The sequence below is a fragment of the Vaginella massiliensis genome (genome assembly GCF_900089075.1).
GTDB lineage: Bacteria > Bacteroidota > Bacteroidia > Flavobacteriales > Weeksellaceae > Weeksella > Weeksella massiliensis_A.
On record NZ_LT593746.1, the window covers coordinates 531,512 to 548,958 of the forward strand.

The following is a 17,447-nucleotide window of genomic DNA, read 5'->3' on the forward strand; positions in this document are numbered from 1 at the left end:
GTTATTGATGAATAAATTATTATTAAGTATTTCATTCTTCTTGTTATCCTTGATGTCGATTTGGGGACAAACCAAGGTACACGGAGTAGTGAAAAATGTCACAACAGATAGTGAGGTTTACAATCTGAATGTGCGACTGATTGGATTTTCGGATGAGCCTGTCATTAGTGATCGTATTGGTTATTTTCAATTTGTAGAAGTCCCGAACGGTTCTTATACCCTACAAATTTCTGGGCCAAACTATGACCTATACCAGCAAACTGTTACTGTATCGAATGAATTCGATTTAGATTTGGGTAACATTTTTGTTACCTATAATCCTGCAGCAGCAGAGGTAGGTTTGATTACTTTATCGGAAGATGAAGTATCTTCTGACGAATCTTCTCTCGCTTCGAATTCAGGTATATTGCAGTCGTCTCGCGATATTTTTGCCAGTGTTTCGGCTTACGAATTAGGAGCCTACTGGTTCAAACCAAGAGGATACGACAACAAATACAACGATATCCACTTCAACGGAATTCGTATGAACAAAATCGACAATGGTCGTGCAACCTTCAACAACTGGGGAGGTTTGAATGACGTTACTCGTCGCCCACAAGAAATCACCTACGGTATCGAACCATCTGAAACTGCTTTTGGTGATATTGGAGGGGTAACCAACTTCGACACTCGACCATCTACCATGCGAAAAGGTGTTGGCTTAGCGTACTCAATCTCCAATCGTTCTTACCGCCACCGTGTGATGGGAACTTACAACACTGGTTTGATGAAAAACGGTTGGGCGTTCATGGTTTCGGGTTCTCGCCGTTGGGCAGAAGAAGGAGTAATTGAAGGTACATTCTACGATGCTTGGGCTTACTTCTTGGGAATTGAAAAGAAATTCAACGAAAATCATACCTTAAACTTTACTGCGTTCGGAGCGCCAAATCGCCGTGCTGGTGGTTCACCAAATACGCAAGAAATGGTTGATTTGAAAGGAATCTATTATAACTCTTATTGGGGATGGCAAGATGGCGAAAAACGCAACGAACGCGTTCGCAAGACTTTTGAGCCGGTTTTCCAATTGACTCACCATTGGAATTTTGATTTGAAATCAAAATTAACCACCACATTCTCTTACCAATTTGGTAAAGACTCTGGAACTCGTTTGGATTGGTACCGAGCAGGAAACCCTTCGCCTACCTATTACCGCAATTTGCCGAGCTATTATCTCTACGCAAACCAAGGTGCAACGACCAGCGATATGGCTTATATCGACCTCGTAAACAAATGGAGAAATGGGGATGACTATGCGCAAATAAACTGGAATAGCTTGTATCAAGCCAATTACAATATGACAAATTATAACGATGGGAGATCTGTTTACTGGCTGGGAAGAGACGTAACAGCAGACAAGGTATATGCCTTCAATACCAATTTGTCATCACAATTCAATGAAAATATCGATTTCATTATTGCTTTAGCATACCAGAGAACAAAATCTGATTTGTACAAAGAAGTAGCCGACTTGTTGGGAGGTGAATATGTAAAAAACGCCGATGATTACGCATCAAATACCATTGCAAATAGTTACGATATGAACAATCCGACCTATATCGCAAAAAAAGGTGACCGATATGAGTACAACTACGAGATCAATCGTAATTATGCCGATTTATTCTTCCAATCAAAAATCAAGGGAAAATTCTTAGACGTTACCATAGGGGCACATGCTTCTTACACAGACTTCTATCGAGATGGTAAATACAGACATTATTTGTATCAAGATCTTTCGTACGGAAAAAGTGCAACCTATGATTTTTGGAATTTTGGTATTAAATCACAATTCTTATTCAAATTAGATGGTCGAAACTTCATTACATGGAATGGACAATACTCAACAGAAGCGCCTACAGCTGACGAAGTTTTCCCGAATGCTCGTTTGCATGAGGTTACCATCAACGAAATCAACAATGCCGAGATTTTGTCAACTGATTTGAGCTACGTTTACCGCGCACCTCGTCTGAAAGCTCGTGCTACAGCATATTTCACTCAAATATCTAACGAAACCGATAAATCGTTTGGATACATCGACGGAAGACAAGGTACAACAGGTTCTAATACCTATTTTGCTGCAGAAGTGTTGACTGGCGTTGACAAACAACACATCGGGGCAGAATTGGCAGTAGAAGGACAAGTAACCCCAACAATCAAGGTTTTTGGAGTGGCTTCTTTAGGACAATTTACCTATACCAACAATCCTAAATATTATTTGTTTTCAGACGATTTGATCACCACAGAATACAACAACGGATCGTATGTATCGGTAGGTGAAGCATACCAATACTTTGGTGATGTATACCTGAAAAACTACCGCATTGCTGCCGGACCACAAAACGCAGGCACTTTGGGATTAGAATACCGAAGCCCTAAATTTTGGTGGATTGGTGCCTCTGCAAATTACTTAGCAGACAACTACATAGACATTGCAGCCTACAGAAGAACTCCGCATTTTGTTGCAGGATACACTGGTGGCGAAATCACCGAAAGCAGCTTGCGCGAGGCATTACGCCAAACCAAAACATCGGATGAATTTATGTTCAATTTAAATGCTGGTTATTCGAAACGAATAGGAAAATATTACGCCCTGATCAGCGGATCTGTCAACAACCTATTCGACAACAAAGAATACATCACAGGCGGATTTGAACAATTGCGTTTAGGATCTTTTGCCAATGCAACCAACCCAGCCTATAGAACCATGATGGGACCAAAATATTGGTACGGAATAGGAAGATCTTACTTTGTAAACATAATTTTTAGATTTTAATAATACGAAACAAAAACAACATGAATAATTTAAAACATTTTTTAACTACCCTAAGTTTAGCTTGTGGATTAATATTCATCAATTCTTGTGTGAAGGATGATGAGTTTGCTTTGCCACCAACAGAAGGTTGTACCGGTATGGTAACCAACACCACTTTGGGAGAATTGTACGATATGGTAAACGCTTCTACAGCTCAAAACAACATTGTTGAGTTTACAGAAGATAAAATCATCGAAGGTTACGTTATCACATCAGACGAAACAGGAAATTTCTTCAAAACCATTTCTATTCAAGATTCACCAGAAAACCCAACAAAAGGGGTACAAATAGAAATCGACGCGTATAATCTATACACAAAATACCCTAAAAACAGTAAAGTACAAGTTAACTTGAAAGGCTTACATGCCGGAATGGATAGAGGGGTATTGAAAGTTGGATCTCCTTACACTTCTGGTACAGGAAACAACGCCGAAACTCGTGTTGGTCGAATGACCGAAGCATTGGCAGAAAACAATGTAAAAAAGACCTGTGAGGCGGCTACTCCAATCGTTCCAAGAGAGTTCAACAGCTTGAATGAAGCTTTGAAACCAGAAAACATCAACACCTTGGTAACGATTCACAATGTACAATTCCAAAGTCCAGAAACAGACCTTACCTACGGCGATACGTCTAGTGCACAAGCGACACTGAATAGAGTTTTGGTAGACAAAGTAGGAAGAACAGTTGATTTACGAAATAGTGGTTACGCTTCTTGGCGAGCAAATCCACTGCCAACACAATCTGGATCGATCACCGTATTGGTTTCGATCTTCAGAAATTCTTACCAAGTATTCATTAGCGATCCAGAAACAGACGTTAATTTTGATCAACCTCGTTTCGACAGCAACGGAGGCGGAAACAACAATACCGAAGCAAAAGACTTATTGTTCAAAGGTTCAGATTTCGAAAACTGGAGCGATTTCTTGGCTCAGTTGAATAGTTATGGTCTAAGTAATGGATTAGCAGTACAAGGGCAAGGAACTGGTCGAGATGGTTCTAATTCTTTCTATTTGAATGGTCAAACTGGTAGCACAAACCCTTATGTGTTTACAGCCAAAGCTGGTTCTGTTACAGTACCTGCAAACCCAACTAGAATTACACTTTGGGTAAAAGGTAGTGCTGCAAAATCATTATCGTTCAATGTATACACTACTGCTGGTACTATTTACTACAATTTAGGCGAATTGTCGACTAGCAACAATGTTACCCTACAAACTTCGAGTAATAATCAGTACACAGGTGCTGTAAATACCAACGGTCAATGGGTAATGGTTACGCTTAATATTAGCGGAAATACATTAAATACTTCTGGAGACTTATTTGCATTAAAAGCAGGCTCTGGAACGAAATACGACATCCATATCGATAACATCAAAGTAGAATAATTATTTTTGATGCTCACAAAAAAACCTTCAAGCTTCGCTTGAAGGTTTTTTTTTAGTAGGACTTTAAACCAAACTTCCCAACCCTTTTTGAAACTATTTATAGTCCAAAATAACTTACGGTAATCGTAAAAATTCTACCTATTCTGTACTGCTTCCATCCTATTCTTTCAGCACTTTTTGTGTGATGGTTTCCCCATCAGAAAAATAAACTTTCACCAAATAAACGCCTTGCGTAATTCCTTGCAGAGAAACAGCATCATTTTGGTAAAACTTTCTGATGATTTGCCCTTTCATATCGATGACTTCAACCTTTTCTACCACAGCATTCGATTTTATATGCAGTTGTGCTTTGGTAGGGTTTGGGTATAATAGAACGGTTTGTTTATTAGAGGTTTGAATCGAAAGATCTTCGTCTAAATACTGCTTTGCTTTCGCAAAATCGGGAATTCCGTACCCATAATCATTATCCGGATTGGTGTAACGATCTGCCGAACGGAACAAAATCGATTTCAATTGGTCTACCGTAAATTCACTTTTTCCTTGAATCAAACTTGCGATTGCTCCTGCAATAATGGGCGAAGAAAACGACGTTCCACTCGCCGTAGTAAAGTAATCTCCAAAATAATAATTGTACAGCGGAACGTTACCTCCCATAGCCATCAGCTCAGGCTTTATGCGGTTATCTGCAGTAGGTCCGTAAGAAGAAAATCCGGTAACGAAGCCATCGTCAAAGACCGCACCAATTGCCAAAACTCCATTGCTATCTGCAGGAAAATTCATTTTACCCCAAGCGTTAGCGCGTTCGTTGCCCACAGCATTCACCACAATAATTCCTTTTTCTACCGCAACATTTGCTCCTTTGGTAATGTAGGCAGTGTTGCCGTCTAGCTCTGCGTGAGTATAATTGTACCGCGGATCATCGAAATCATAATACCCCAACGACGAATTGATGATAGCTACTCCTAAGCTATCTGCTCGTTCGGCTGCCATTACCCAATACACCATTTCGAGCGGCGTTTCGGCTGGCGCATATTCGGTGCGAAAAAGGTACAAATCTGTATCGTAACCAGTGCCTGTATAGCTTGCTGTTTTGGCTGATATATTGCTCAAAACCATGGTCCCGTGGGTGTGCGTATTGTGGGCGTAAATTTGCTGTGTTTTTTGTACAAAATCGTATGTGTATCGGATGCGATTGTTTTCGCGAATGTATTGGAAAGCGTCCATGACATCTACACCCCAAAAACCTGAATCGAATACCGCCAATTTTACATTTTTACCCGTAAAACCTTGTTCATGCAAGGCTTGCAAATTGAGTTGCTGTATGAAAATATCGGAATCTAATAAACTGTTTAGATCCTCTTTTTCGTAAAATTTTGATGCGATTTTGCTCTTTGGTTGAGCGTTCGGATTACGGACAAAGGTCTGCACTTGCTGAACAAATTCTTGCGATTGCAACCATTCTCTTTGCGACTCGGCAGTAATTTCTACTACTACGCCATTCAACCATTTCGAATATCCAAGAATCTCGAATTTACTTTTAATCTGCTCGCTATACGCCTGATGAATTGGCACATCGCGCAAGTCGATTTCTATTTTTCTATCTGTACGCCTCTGGAGTGCATCTTGTGACAACATCAGCAACGGATTGGCAAAATAACTGGATGCATAGGGCTTGTCTTTAAACTCGATAAACACCAACTCTTGTGCATTCGCAATGCTGCAAAGCCATGCAATAAAAAGTAGAAAGTATAATTTCATAACTGAATTTGATTTTTTTTAACTTGTCGAAAAGTTACTCATTTTCAGTTATAATTCATCGATAAATTATGCTTTTGCTTCGATCTGCTTGCAAGCATTTTTGTCGAAAATTTTCGAAACTTGAAATGGCGTGTAATCTAGCTGTTTGTAGCCTTAGTACAAAAAACTATCCTAACTCGTACGCCAAACAAGGTCGGCAAAGAGGATTGTTGTTTAGGCGTTTACGATTCCGCTTTTCAACAAATATTCAGCAATCTGCACTGCATTGGTCGCTGCTCCTTTGCGCAAATTATCGGCTACAATCCAACAATTGAGCGTGTTGGGTTGCGAAAAATCGCGTCGAATTCGTCCTACAAAAACCTCATCTCTACCTTCTGAATAGAACGCCATAGGATAGGTATTGGTGTCGGGATTGTCTTGTACGATGACACCTTCGGTTTCGCCCAAAATTTTTCTAACTTCTTCGAGAGCAAAATCGTGTTGAAACTCGATATTCACCGACTCGGAATGACCGCCTTGCACCGGAACGCGAACAGCCGTAGCCGTAATCTGCAGTTCGTCTGCTTGCATTATTTTTTTTGGTTCTCGTGTGAGTTTGAGCTCTTCTTTGGTGTAAGCTGTTTCTTCGTCGAAAGAATCACAATGTGGCAAGGCATTTTTGAAAATTTGATATGGATAAACTTTTTCTGCTTTTTCTCCTTTTATCTCGCTTTCCAATTGTTGTACTGCGCCTTTGCCTGTTCCTGTTACCGATTGGTAGGTCGATACCACAACGCGTTTTATACCGTATTTTTTATGTAACGGATGCAGCACCATCACCAATTGTATGGTAGAACAATTTGGATTGGCAATGATTTTATCTTCTTTCCTAATCACATCGGCGTTGATTTCTGGCACCACCAAAGGTTTGTCTTCGTCCATTCGCCAGGCAGATGAATTGTCGATGACAATGGTGCCTTGCTGGGCAAAGGCAGGAGCCCATTCTTTAGAAATTTCACCGCCCGCAGAAAATAGGGCAATCGCTGCCTTGGCTGCAACCGCATCTTGCATAGAAACGATAGCATAGTCTCGATTTTTATAGCGTACCTTCTTCCCTATCGATTTTTCTGATGCTACTGGAATCAGCTCTGTAATGGGAAAATTTCGTTCTTCTAAAACCTGCAACATGATTTGTCCGACCATCCCTGTTGCGCCTACTAATGCTACTTTCATTTGCTCGATAATTTTGCTTACAAAAATATGGATAATCTTCATAAAAAAAGCCGATGAAAATCATCGGCCTTCTAAAGTTTTATATCCTTTATGATTATTTCTTGATGAATTATTGGATTCTAGTAACTCCTTTATCATCTTTTACTCTCAAGAAATATACACCTTGAGACAGATTAGAAACGTTTACTTTACCGTTCAAGTCTACTTTAGCTGGGATTACGCGTCCTGTAACGTCAGCGATTTCAACTTTTGCGATTTTAGAGTCTGCCAAAGATACATTCAATTCTGTAGATGCTGGATTAGGATAAACACCTAATTTATTAGATCCTAACTCTACAAGTCCCATATCTGCAGTCGTACCGTTTACATGGAAAAGCATTGATTGCTCGAAACCTAATTCTGAGATATTTGTAGGGTTGTCGTCCACACACTCTGTACCTGGCCAACCGATGTACGATGGACCTGTTTGTGGAGCTTCGTTGTTACCCAAGAAAAGACCATCAGTATACGAAGATCCGTCAGAAGCTAATAGTACCGAAACCGCAACAGCTAATTTTTTGTTTGCTGGGAAAGAAACTTCGTCAAACAATGGAACATCTTGCCATCCTGGAGCGTCGAATCCCATTGAACCATACGCATCTTCATTCAATCCTGCCAAAATAGACTCTGCATTGTAGTCTCCTTCAATTGCTGCAAATGCAAGTTCAACAGTGTTACTTGCTCCTTGTGGGTTTCCGTATACACCAACGCTTACTGGTGTGAAATCACTTGTAATACCGTATTCTGCAAAATCGAAAAGTCTAGAAAAGTGATTCGTAACTCCATTTGCATTTGAACATGATACCAAACTATTTCTAGTATTAGGATCAGTATATTGAATCAACTGATGCTCTCCTGCTACTCCATTTGCTGGAGCAGTAGCAATCATTTCTTTGTTCGATTTTACTTCCTGAAGTTGAGCCATTTGCCCGAATGCAGCAGAAAATGCTACCGCTGATAAAAGTGTAAAGATTTTTTTCATAATTGTATGATTTTATAATTTTATAATTTTTTTACTAACTGAAAGCTAATGTAAACAAAAAGAAGCCGTCTCACAACTGAGGCGGTTTTTTTATATAAATAATGGATTGATTATTAGGTGATTAATATAGAATTCACTATATTTAACTACTTAATTTTCAGCGAAATGAACTATAGAATTAAAGAATATAACCAATCACAAAACTGGTTATTTCCACCTTCGATAGAAGAATTAATTCCGACTAATCATCCAGTAAGAATCGTAAACAACGTAGTTGAGAAGATAGACTTAAAACCTCTTTTAGAAACTTACAGTCGGGAAGGTCATCCTAGTTATCATCCTAAAATGATGCTCAAAGTGATGGTTTACGCTTATATGGACAATATTTATTCCAGTAGAAAGATCGAAAAAGCCCTCAATGAGAACATAAACTTTATGTGGCTTTCTGGTAGAGAAAGCATCGACCATAATACGATAGCCCGATTTCGAAGCAATAAGTTAAAAGCCGTATTCAAAGACATCTTCAAACAAGTGGTATTGCTTTTGGCAGAAGAAAAATTAGTGAGTCTCAAACGAGTTTATACAGACGGCACCAAAATAGAATCGGTAGCTGGAAGATACACCTTTGTCTGGGGAAATTCCATCAAGACCAATCGGGAGAAAATGATCAAACAATTAGAGGATATGTGGCAATACGCGCAGTGCGTTGCTGATGAAGAAGACCAAGATCCCGAGCCACCGGAGTTCAAAAAACTTGATCCTGAAAAAGTCCAACAAGCTGCAGATAAAATCAACCGAATCCTAAAAGAAAAGTCTGACGATCCAAAGAAAAAAGCCAAATCCCGTTACATCCAAAAGAATTTTGCGCCAAACTTAAAGAAATACCAAGAACAAGAAAAGTTACTACAAGAACGCAACTCCTACAGCAAAACCGATCCCGATGCGACCTTTATGCGCATGAAGGACGACCACATGCAGAACGGACAATTAAAACCCGGCTACAATGCACAAATCAGCACCGAAAACCAAATCATCGTCAACTATACCTTACATCAAGACACCAACGACATTCATACTTTAAAACCTCATTTAGAAAACCATAAAAAACTCTACAATGAGCTTCCCGAAGAACTCACCGCAGATGCAGGATACGGAAGTGAAGAAAATTACGAACTTTTGGAGGACAAAGCAATCAAAGCCTTTGTAAAGTTCAACACCTTTGACCAAGAACAAGGCAAATCAAAGAAAAGAAAAAATCCCAAACCCTTTGAACGAGACTCACTCTATTATAATGAAGCGCAAGATTTTTATGTATGCCCGATGGGACAACGTATGGACAAGCGCGGTGAGCGAAAAGTCCAAACAAAGTCAGGATATAAGCAAACCTATAGTTGTTATAGCGCTAAAAACTGCAATGGATGTCCGCTCAGAAGCCAGTGCTTCAAGGGGAAAAACAACAGGACAGTAGAAAGGAACCATAAATTAGAATACCACAAACAAAAAGCAAGAGAACTTCTCACATCCGATATCGGAGAAATAAGAAGAAAACAAAGAACTGCTGATGTCGAACCTACATTTGCCCAACTCAAACACAACCGAAACTTCAAAAGATTTACCCTAAAAGGAATTGAAAAAGTGGAATTAGAGTTCGGATTGCATGCTTTAGCTCATAATCTGAAAAAGATGAGTGCGTAAACAAGAATAATAACTCATCTTTTTCTAAATTATTAAATTGAGTTGGTTTTTGACCTCAATTTTTTAATCATAAAAAAACCGTCCCGATTTTATAAACGAGACGGCTTCTTTTGTTGTGAATTTTAACAATTCGACGCTTACACGAACTCGTTATAAGCAGATTTCAAATTTTCTGCGATGACTTCTGCAGAGTGCCCTTCGATATGATGACGCTCTAACATGTGCACCAATTCACCGTCTTTGAACAATGCCACGGCTGGCGAACTTGGCGGGAATGGAGCAAAATGTTCTCTTGCTTTTGCTACCGCATCTATATCGTAACCTGCAAATACGGTAGTGAGGTTGTTGGGTACTTTGTCGTTGTTCAACGATAAGATGACACCTGGTCTTGCTGCACCTGCTGCACAACCACAAACACTGTTGACTACTACCAAGGTGGTTCCTGGTCTTTGCAATGCTTCTTCTACTTTATCTGCTGTCGAAAGATCTTCGAAACCGTTTGAAGTGAGTTGCTCCTTCATCGGTAATACTATTTCTGATGGATACATAATATGCTCTTTTTTATATTTAATGATTACAAATTTACGATATTCTCTTATAATACCTAGAATCCTTACCTTTGAAAAAAAATTTGGATGTCGTATACGTTTCCTAAAGAAGAAAAACTGAAAAACAAAAAAGCGATCGAAAAACTATTCGCCGAAGGCAAAAGCTTCAGCCATTTTCCCATCCGAATTGTTTACCGAGAAAATGAACTGATGATGAATAGGGTAGCGATAAGCGTATCGAAAAAGCATTTTAAGCATGCGGTAGATCGCAATCTGTACAAAAGACGTATGCGAGAGGCTTACCGCCTGAATAAAAGTATTCTACTCGAAAAGTCGACGACTTACGATCTCATGTTTCTCTTTCTTAGCAAAGAAAAAACTTCTTACGATACCATAGAGCAGGCTTTACAGAAAGTCCTGAGAAGACTTATTTCGATTTCAGATTCTCTTGAAGTCGATCAGCTTTCAAGAAAATAAGACTGAGTATTATACCCAAAATACCTCCAAAAATTCCGCCAAGAAAAGGTAAGTTTTCGCCTGCCATTACACCCAATTTGTAATCGATACTGTACAGACAAAAAGCAATGCCGGCAACAAAAAGTAGGATGGTGATGTATAAAATCTTTTTCATTATATATTGAATTCGTTGATGAACAAGGTACCAATGTTTGTTGTAAAAAGTTTGATCGCGATAGAAAGCAATACGATTCCGAAAACTTTTTTCAAAATACTCAAAACGGCTGGACCTAATATTTTTTCTAATTTTCCGGCAAACTTCAAAACCAAATAGACGATAATCATGTTGAGCAAGATGCCAACTACAATGTTGATGTCGTCATATTGAGCTCTAAGCGAGAGAACGGTGGTCAACGATCCTGCCCCAGCTACCAAAGGGAAAGCGATGGGAACGATGGATGCCGAATTTGCTTCTACTCCTTTCTGTATCTCGATTCCTAGGATCATTTCCAAGGCAATCACAAAGATGACAAAAGCACCGGCAACAGCGAAGGCTTCTACGTCTACATTGAACAAGGTGAGGATTTTGGTCCCGAAAAACAAGAAAGAAATCATCAAAACTCCCGCTGCGATAGCGGCCTTTTCCGATTGGATATGTCCTACTTTGGAGCGGATATCTACAATGATAGGAATACTGCCCAATATGTCGATTACAGCAAACAAAACGGCGAAGGTGGCTCCGATTTGTGATAACGATAACTGTTCGAAAATTTGCATAACGTAGTTTTGATTTTGTAGCAAATTTAAATCAATTCTTTGGGATTTAAAATTTAAGCTTTCAGCTTTTTTCTAATTTTGTATAAGCCATCCAAAAAATGTTTTTTCAACCTTAGAATTATGGCGGCGTCAGAATCGTTTCAGCAAGTTTTCGGTTTGTAGATACAGCGCATTTTGGTCTACAAATTCGGTAGAAGGTGCGTATTTGGCTTGTTGTGCTTTGTTGAGTAAAGTCTGCCATTCGTCTACAAGCTTGACATCGATTCCATTCGCTTTCATGAGTTCTGCTGCTCTGAAATCGGTGAAATTTGCCAAATCCAAATCGGTATAATGTCGCGCGAGGTCGATCAATATTTTCTCTAATTGCGCAAAGAAGTTTTTATCATCAGCATTCAAATGATTTCGCAATGTCTGTAAGGCTTCTTGGTAAGACCATTTTTGTTTTTTGACCACTTTTTTTGGAGCTTGTTCGGGTTGATTTACAGCTGTTACCGATTTATTTTTTTTCTTCTTTTTATTATTTTTCAGCATCAAGAATCCAAACAATACCGCAAGTGCAATTCCGATCAGCCCTAAAAATCCAACCGAAAAGAATTCGTCTTTTACCTTCTCAGGTAATTTTTCGGTAATTTTTGGAAGCAGCTGATTTTCGTTACCCGAATTGGCCAAATAATCGTTCACTTCTCCCACTTTTGCCGTCGAGTCTACTTTTTCTGGCGCTAGGTCGCCTTTTACCTGCAATTGAATTGGTTCTGATTTCAAGGTTACATATTTTCCAGATTTCGGATTGAAATACGAAAACTCTATGGGATCTAAATGATATTCGCCACCATATTGTGGGATGAGCATGTGCCGCTCTGTAATTTTACCAGTATATCCTTGCGCTGTGGCTTCAAACTTTTCTTGTTTTTTTGGAGGATAAATCTCTAGATTCTCGTTGCCTTTGAGGTTGGGCAAGGCAAACTGATTGAGGTTTCCAGTCCCATTGATTTCTACTGTAAAATTGGTGGTTTCGTTTTGATTGAGCTTATCTTTGCTCAATTGCGTTTTCATCGTGAAATCGCCCACGGCTCCACTAAAATTTTTTGGTTTGCCTGCTGGTAATTTTTTTACATTCAGATAGACTGGATTACTGCTTATGGTAACCGGTTCTGCACCATAAAATCCTGAAACCATAAGGTCTAAGGTAAAAGGTTCTATTTTGATGTTCCCAGCGTCTTGCGGAAACAAAAGATAACGCACAATCTCTTCGGAAATGTAGACGCGTCCATTTACCATTTCTTGTTTCATGCGAACAGCTTGATCGTCCTGATTGATTACTTTTGCATCGAGACCCGAAAAATTTGCGGCTTTGAAGTTTTTTGCTCTATTGAGCAGGCTGTAATCGCGTGCATACAATTTTACCGATAAATTTACAGCTTCGTTTACGTAGGGATCTTTTTTGGATACTTCCGAACTCAGAAATGCACTTTGTGTGCGATTGGGTTGCGCATTGTATGCTGTTTGTGGTCTTTCGTTTACCACAATATCTATGGGTTTGGTCGCATAGGTTTTGCCGTCGATCACTACTTTTGCCGAGCCTATTTTGTATCGTCCTTCTCGTTCGGCAACCAAAACTAGTTCTACGCCAGATGAAGATTGCATTTCACCGTTGATCACTTGAAAGTTGCGCACACTATTTTCGCCCAAAACATGGAAGCCTGCAAAGTTGGGGAAATTAATAGGCGAATCGACCGAAATCGAGCGTGAATCGCTGATGAGATAAAATCCAACTTTGAATTGTTCACCAACTCTTACTTGGTCTGTGCTTGCCTCTGATTTGAATGTAATATTCTGAGAGCAAACCAATGTAGAAAGTAAACCGAATAACAGTGCGATGTAGTGTTGCAATTTCATTACCAATCTTTGGTTGCGTTTGTTCTAGTTTTTTTTGCTTTTTTTTCTATAAATTTTTGTTGCGTCTGTGCTTCTTGGTTTTGTAAGGCTTTCAGTATGTTTTCTCCTTTATTGTTGTGCGCGTTTTGCTGTTCTGCTCCTGCGCCGCTATCGCCTTGTTTTATTTGCGGATTGGCTTGTTCTCCCCGTCCTTTATCGTTGCCATTTTCACCTCCACTTTGCGATTGTTGCGCGTTTTCTTTTTGCTGTTTCGAATCATCACCTGGTTGTTGTGGCTCTTGTTTCGAATCTTGATTTGGATTGTTTTGGTTATTTGGTTCCGATTGATTTTGCTCTTGGTTCTGTGGCTGATCTTCGTTGTTTTGCTGGTCTTGATTTTGTTGTTGATCTTTCTGCTCTTCTTTTTGTTGTTGTTGCAAAAGCTTTTTTGCCAAAGCAAAATTATGCCGAGTGTGTTCGTCGTAAGGATTATTTTTCAGCGCGTTTTTGTAACTTTCTACTGCTTTTTTATAATCTTTCTCTTGCATATAAGCATTTCCCATATTGTGATAAGCCTGATGCTTCTCTGATTGGTCTCTAGCCAATTGTGCTGCTTTGTTGTAATGCGAAATGCTCTCTTTATAACGTTTTTGTTCATAAAGGGTATTGCCCAAGTTGTAATTCGCTTTTACCGAATTTGGATCTTCTGCCAATGCTTTTTTGTACGAAAATTCTGCCTGATCGAATTTTCCGTTTTCGAAACGCTTGTTGCCTTCGATAATGTTATCCTTCACTTGATTTTGAGCAAAACCAAATGTCGATAGCAATACCAAAAAAATAAAACAAAATTTATTTAAAAAGCGTATCATTATATCGTACAAACTTATCTCTTTTTTCCGTTAAAATTCTTATATTCAGTTGTTAAGATTTCTATAAAAAGTAAAACAATTGCTACGCCCAAAAACCACTGAAAAATATGTTTCATGTCTCGGGTAGAAGAAGTCGCGATTTGGGTTTTGTCTAATCGTGATTTGTAATCGTTGATTTGCTTCACCAATTCATTGGTAGGCGCATCGCTCAAATACATTCCGTTGGTCTGATTTGCCAATTTATTCAAATTGTTGCTTTCTAGGGTTGTGACCACGACCTCGCCGCTCCGATCGAGTTTGTATTCGCTGCTATAAGGGGTCTCGACTGGAATTGGTCCTCCTTTTTCAGTTCCGATTCCGATCGAAACAACATGAATCTGATTCTCTTTTGCCAATCGTACAGCAGCGGTAACCGTGTTTTCATTATCTTCTCCATCAGACAACAAAACCATCATTTTACTCGTATTGGGAGCGCCTTTCAACACTTTTACTGCTTCATCAAAAGCCACCTGAAAATTGGTTCCTTGGTTGGAGATGATTTTGGTCGAAATGGTGGCAAGATAGGTATCAATGGCGGCATAATCGTTGGTTAGAGGTGAAATGGTATAAGAATCGGCTGCAAAAACAATCAAAGATGCGCGGTCCCCGCCCAAGGTATTCAACGATTCGCTGATGACACGAGAAGCTTTTAGCAGGCGAGATGGTGCAATATCTTCGGCATCCATACTGGTCGAGACGTCCAAGACGTAGACGATATCGATTCCTTCTCGTGAAACTTCTTTTTCTTCTGTTCCAGCTAAAGGGTCCATGAGTGCGAGAATGATAAAAAATAAGGCAATGCAAGATAAAATCAGCTTCAGACCAAATTTTTTTGGCAAACTGTAAGGAAAGACAAATTCGAAAAGATGAGCATCGGCAAAGGTTTTTCGCACAGTTTCTCGCCATTGGTACACACGATAAGACAAATAAATGATCATTACCAAAGCCAAAAGCCACCAAGCATTATGTAAAGCTCCCCACTGCATTAGACCAATTGTTTAAAAAGGGTTCGACGTAAAACAAGTTCGAGCAACAGCAATATCATCGCCGGAAAAAGAAAACGAGCAAACAATTCGGTATAATTGTAATACTTGATTTCGTTGATTTCTGACTTTTCTAAGCGATCTATTTCATCGTAGATTTTAGAAAGTGAATTGTTATTTGTCGCTCTGAAATATAGACCTCCTGTAACATCTGCAATATTTTGCAACAGTGGTTCGTCGATATCAACGGGCAACATCTCGAAGAAATAATTGCCCAGCATATCGTAACCCGTAGGGAAAGGCGCTAAACCGTTGGTTCCCACGCCTATGGTGTAAACTTTGATCCCTCTAGAAGCAGCTAAATCTGCAGCTGTTTTTGGCGAGATATAGAGCAAATCATTGGTCGGATCTATACTTTCTACGCCATCGGTAAGGAGGATGATTACTTTACTCACTGCTTTACTGTCTTTGAGGTGGTTAACAGCGGTTGCCAATCCAACGCCTATTGCTGTCCCATCTTCCAATTCGCCAGTTTGCAAGGCGTTGATTTCTCTAAACAATATCTCGCGATCGGTAGTCAAGGGCACGCGGGTAAGGGCCTCACCAGAATAAGCGACCAAACCTATTCTGTCTGTGTCTCTACCAGCAGAAAACTTTATGGCGACATCTTTCAGGGCGGTGATTCTGTCAGGTTGCAGGTCTCTTGCCAACATACTCAGCGAGGTATCGACAGCTAAGATAATGTCGACTCCTTTGTCTGATTTTATTTTGGTCGAAACGTCTACAATGCGAGGCCTGGCCAATGCTACCATACACAAGGCAAGTGCCAGCATGCGGATCACATTGAGCAGAGGAGCCAAGCGATACAGCGTATTTTTCGAATTTCCGAAAGCTCGTAACGTGCCAATTTTCATGGCAGGGCGAGTTTTCTTCCTTTGTTTTATTTGCCAATAAATCACCATAGGAATCAAAATCAACCCGAAAAGGAACCAAGGATTCTGAAATTCGAAATTTGTCATTAATCTTTTATTTTTCTATAGTTTTCTCCCGTCACGCTATCCAAATTTGTTTCGGGGTTTTGGGGTATATCGATGGGTTTTATGTAATTTACAAAGTCTTCTACCCATTTTCGATAGCTCGTATTTTTTTCTTCGGGCAGGGTTTGTTTGGCAAATTTTACCAAATCGGCATCGTACAAAAATTGCTTCAGCGTTTGGATTTCTTCGTTTTTCAACTCTTCTTTTTTGACCAATGCGTCGACTACTTCATCCGACAATAATTCTTTTGCAGAAAAATGATAAACTCGCCCTATATAATGTTTCAAAGCTAGAGAAAGGCGGGAATAATATTCCTTTTGTTCGCCTCGTTGTAAGTATTTCTTTTTATCGATTGATTTCAGCTCGTCCATCATTTCTTCGAAAGGTGTTTTGATCAGTTGTTTATTCAGACCTTTGCTTTTCGATCTGATGTAGAGAATGACCAAAACAATTGCAATCAGCAACAACAAAAGTGCAACAATACCGTAAATCCAATATTTTTTCCAATAATCGTCTAAGGTATAATCTTCTAGCATAATGGGTTTATTATCTGCTAGTTGCGGATTTTTTTCGTCTACGATTACGTCGTGCACTATGATTTGGTAGGAGGCAGATCGGACGGTATCTTGGTTCACGACAAAGGCGAGCGGTTTGATAAGAAATCTACCGGCTTCGTAGCTGGTAACCCTCAATTTCAGTTCTAATTTCGAACTTCCGTCACGCTTGATAGTGTCGAGTTTTTGCTCCAACACTTCGATGTGATAAGATAGGGTGTCTTGAATGCTTGGAATTTGAATTTTATCGGAATCAGAAAAGGGTAGTTGATAGGTTAAGCGAATAGGCTCTCCTATTTTGATTTGCGTGGGTTCTATCGAGGATTCGACTTGTGCGAAAACCAAAAGTTGAGCAAAAAAAAGCAAGTATAAAAAACTCAATTTTTTCAT

General features: G+C 39.5%; 15 protein-coding genes. 4 read left to right on the forward strand and 11 right to left on the reverse strand.

Annotation, left to right across the window (positions count from 1 at the left end; genetic code table 11):
- Positions 1-7: 7 nt before the first annotated feature.
- Together BN8061_RS03735 and BN8061_RS03740 are read left to right on the forward strand one after the other, a co-directional pair.
- Entirely contained in the window at positions 8-2,809 is a 2,802-nt protein-coding gene (locus BN8061_RS03735; protein ID WP_094745846.1) for a TonB-dependent receptor, read from the forward strand.
- Between the two features lie 20 nt (positions 2,810-2,829).
- Complete coding sequence (locus BN8061_RS03740; protein ID WP_068596622.1) at positions 2,830-4,233, forward strand: DUF5689 domain-containing protein; 1,404 nt, start codon at positions 2,830-2,832, stop codon at positions 4,231-4,233.
- A 159-nt stretch (positions 4,234-4,392) separates the two neighbouring features.
- On the opposite strand, the gene BN8061_RS03745 is transcribed toward BN8061_RS03740, so the two are convergent.
- The 3 genes from BN8061_RS03745 to BN8061_RS03755 form a co-directional block, all read right to left on the reverse strand.
- Complete coding sequence (locus BN8061_RS03745) at positions 4,393-5,991, reverse strand: S8 family peptidase (RefSeq protein WP_068596624.1); 1,599 nt, start codon at positions 5,989-5,991, stop codon at positions 4,393-4,395.
- A gap of 213 nt (positions 5,992-6,204) precedes the next feature.
- Positions 6,205-7,203 (reverse strand): aspartate-semialdehyde dehydrogenase, encoded by a 999-nt coding sequence (locus BN8061_RS03750; protein ID WP_068597911.1) that lies wholly within the window; start codon positions 7,201-7,203, stop codon positions 6,205-6,207.
- 109 nt (positions 7,204-7,312) lie between these two features.
- The gene (locus tag BN8061_RS03755) at positions 7,313-8,224 is read right to left on the reverse strand and encodes a T9SS type A sorting domain-containing protein (protein WP_068596627.1); all 912 of its coding nucleotides are present in this window, start codon (positions 8,222-8,224) and stop codon (positions 7,313-7,315) included.
- A gap of 165 nt (positions 8,225-8,389) precedes the next feature.
- On the opposite strand from BN8061_RS03755, the gene BN8061_RS03760 reads away from it, so the two are divergent.
- A complete protein-coding gene (locus tag BN8061_RS03760; RefSeq protein ID WP_068596629.1) occupies positions 8,390-9,919 on the forward strand; it encodes an IS1182 family transposase in 1,530 nt (509 codons plus the stop codon).
- Between the two features lie 137 nt (positions 9,920-10,056).
- On the opposite strand, the gene BN8061_RS03765 is transcribed toward BN8061_RS03760, so the two are convergent.
- Positions 10,057-10,467 carry a BrxA/BrxB family bacilliredoxin gene (locus tag BN8061_RS03765; RefSeq protein WP_068596631.1) on the reverse strand — a complete coding sequence of 137 codons (411 nt, stop codon included), beginning with the start codon at positions 10,465-10,467 and terminating at the stop codon, positions 10,057-10,059.
- Positions 10,468-10,554: 87 nt separating this feature from the next.
- Here BN8061_RS03765 and rnpA point away from each other — a divergent pair, with 87 nt between their 5' ends.
- Entirely contained in the window at positions 10,555-10,944 is a 390-nt protein-coding gene (rnpA, locus tag BN8061_RS03770) for a ribonuclease P protein component (RefSeq protein WP_068596633.1), read from the forward strand.
- Here rnpA and BN8061_RS11850 read toward each other — a convergent pair.
- From BN8061_RS11850 to BN8061_RS03800, 7 genes are all read right to left on the reverse strand, one after another.
- Entirely contained in the window at positions 10,895-11,098 is a 204-nt protein-coding gene (locus BN8061_RS11850; RefSeq protein ID WP_154662244.1) for a hypothetical protein, read from the reverse strand. The genes rnpA and BN8061_RS11850 overlap by 50 nt on opposite strands.
- Positions 11,098-11,700 (reverse strand): MarC family protein, encoded by a 603-nt coding sequence (locus BN8061_RS03775; protein ID WP_068596635.1) that lies wholly within the window; start codon positions 11,698-11,700, stop codon positions 11,098-11,100. The genes BN8061_RS11850 and BN8061_RS03775 overlap by 1 nt, the downstream gene beginning before the upstream one ends.
- Before the next feature lie 129 nt (positions 11,701-11,829).
- Positions 11,830-13,596, reverse strand: a complete 1,767-nt coding sequence (locus BN8061_RS03780) for a BatD family protein (protein WP_068596637.1) — start codon at positions 13,594-13,596, stop codon at positions 11,830-11,832.
- The gene (locus tag BN8061_RS03785; RefSeq protein ID WP_235802681.1) at positions 13,596-14,369 is read right to left on the reverse strand and encodes a tetratricopeptide repeat protein; all 774 of its coding nucleotides are present in this window, start codon (positions 14,367-14,369) and stop codon (positions 13,596-13,598) included. Before BN8061_RS03785 ends, BN8061_RS03780 begins: the two co-directional genes overlap by 1 nt.
- A gap of 89 nt (positions 14,370-14,458) precedes the next feature.
- The gene (locus tag BN8061_RS03790) at positions 14,459-15,469 is read right to left on the reverse strand and encodes a VWA domain-containing protein (protein WP_068596641.1); all 1,011 of its coding nucleotides are present in this window, start codon (positions 15,467-15,469) and stop codon (positions 14,459-14,461) included.
- Positions 15,469-16,485 (reverse strand): vWA domain-containing protein, encoded by a 1,017-nt coding sequence (locus BN8061_RS03795; RefSeq protein ID WP_068596643.1) that lies wholly within the window; start codon positions 16,483-16,485, stop codon positions 15,469-15,471. The genes BN8061_RS03790 and BN8061_RS03795 overlap by 1 nt, the downstream gene beginning before the upstream one ends.
- Positions 16,485-17,447, reverse strand: coding sequence for a BatD family protein (locus tag BN8061_RS03800; RefSeq protein ID WP_068596645.1), 963 nt, complete (start codon positions 17,445-17,447; stop codon positions 16,485-16,487). The genes BN8061_RS03795 and BN8061_RS03800 overlap by 1 nt, the downstream gene beginning before the upstream one ends.

Excerpts from the sequence above, each read along its gene's own strand:
- BN8061_RS03765 (WP_068596631.1), bottom strand. The coding sequence starts at position 10,467 with ATGTATCCATCAGAAATAGTATTACCGATGAAGGAGCAACTCACTTCA.
- BN8061_RS03775 (WP_068596635.1), bottom strand. The coding sequence starts at position 11,700 with ATGCAAATTTTCGAACAGTTATCGTTATCACAAATCGGAGCCACCTTC.
- BN8061_RS03780 (WP_068596637.1), bottom strand. The coding sequence starts at position 13,596 with ATGAAATTGCAACACTACATCGCACTGTTATTCGGTTTACTTTCTACA.
- BN8061_RS03735 (WP_094745846.1), top strand. The coding sequence starts at position 8 with ATGAATAAATTATTATTAAGTATTTCATTCTTCTTGTTATCCTTGATG.
- rnpA (WP_068596633.1), top strand. The coding sequence starts at position 10,555 with ATGTCGTATACGTTTCCTAAAGAAGAAAAACTGAAAAACAAAAAAGCG.
- BN8061_RS03800 (WP_068596645.1), bottom strand. The coding sequence starts at position 17,447 with ATGAAAAAATTGAGTTTTTTATACTTGCTTTTTTTTGCTCAACTTTTG.
- BN8061_RS03790 (WP_068596641.1), bottom strand. The coding sequence starts at position 15,469 with ATGCAGTGGGGAGCTTTACATAATGCTTGGTGGCTTTTGGCTTTGGTA.
- BN8061_RS03740 (WP_068596622.1), top strand. The coding sequence starts at position 2,830 with ATGAATAATTTAAAACATTTTTTAACTACCCTAAGTTTAGCTTGTGGA.
- BN8061_RS03750 (WP_068597911.1), bottom strand. The coding sequence starts at position 7,203 with ATGAAAGTAGCATTAGTAGGCGCAACAGGGATGGTCGGACAAATCATG.
- BN8061_RS03760 (WP_068596629.1), top strand. The coding sequence starts at position 8,390 with ATGAACTATAGAATTAAAGAATATAACCAATCACAAAACTGGTTATTT.
- BN8061_RS03745 (WP_068596624.1), bottom strand. The coding sequence starts at position 5,991 with ATGAAATTATACTTTCTACTTTTTATTGCATGGCTTTGCAGCATTGCG.
- BN8061_RS03795 (WP_068596643.1), bottom strand. The coding sequence starts at position 16,485 with ATGACAAATTTCGAATTTCAGAATCCTTGGTTCCTTTTCGGGTTGATT.
- BN8061_RS03755 (WP_068596627.1), bottom strand. The coding sequence starts at position 8,224 with ATGAAAAAAATCTTTACACTTTTATCAGCGGTAGCATTTTCTGCTGCA.
- BN8061_RS11850 (WP_154662244.1), bottom strand. The coding sequence starts at position 11,098 with ATGAAAAAGATTTTATACATCACCATCCTACTTTTTGTTGCCGGCATT.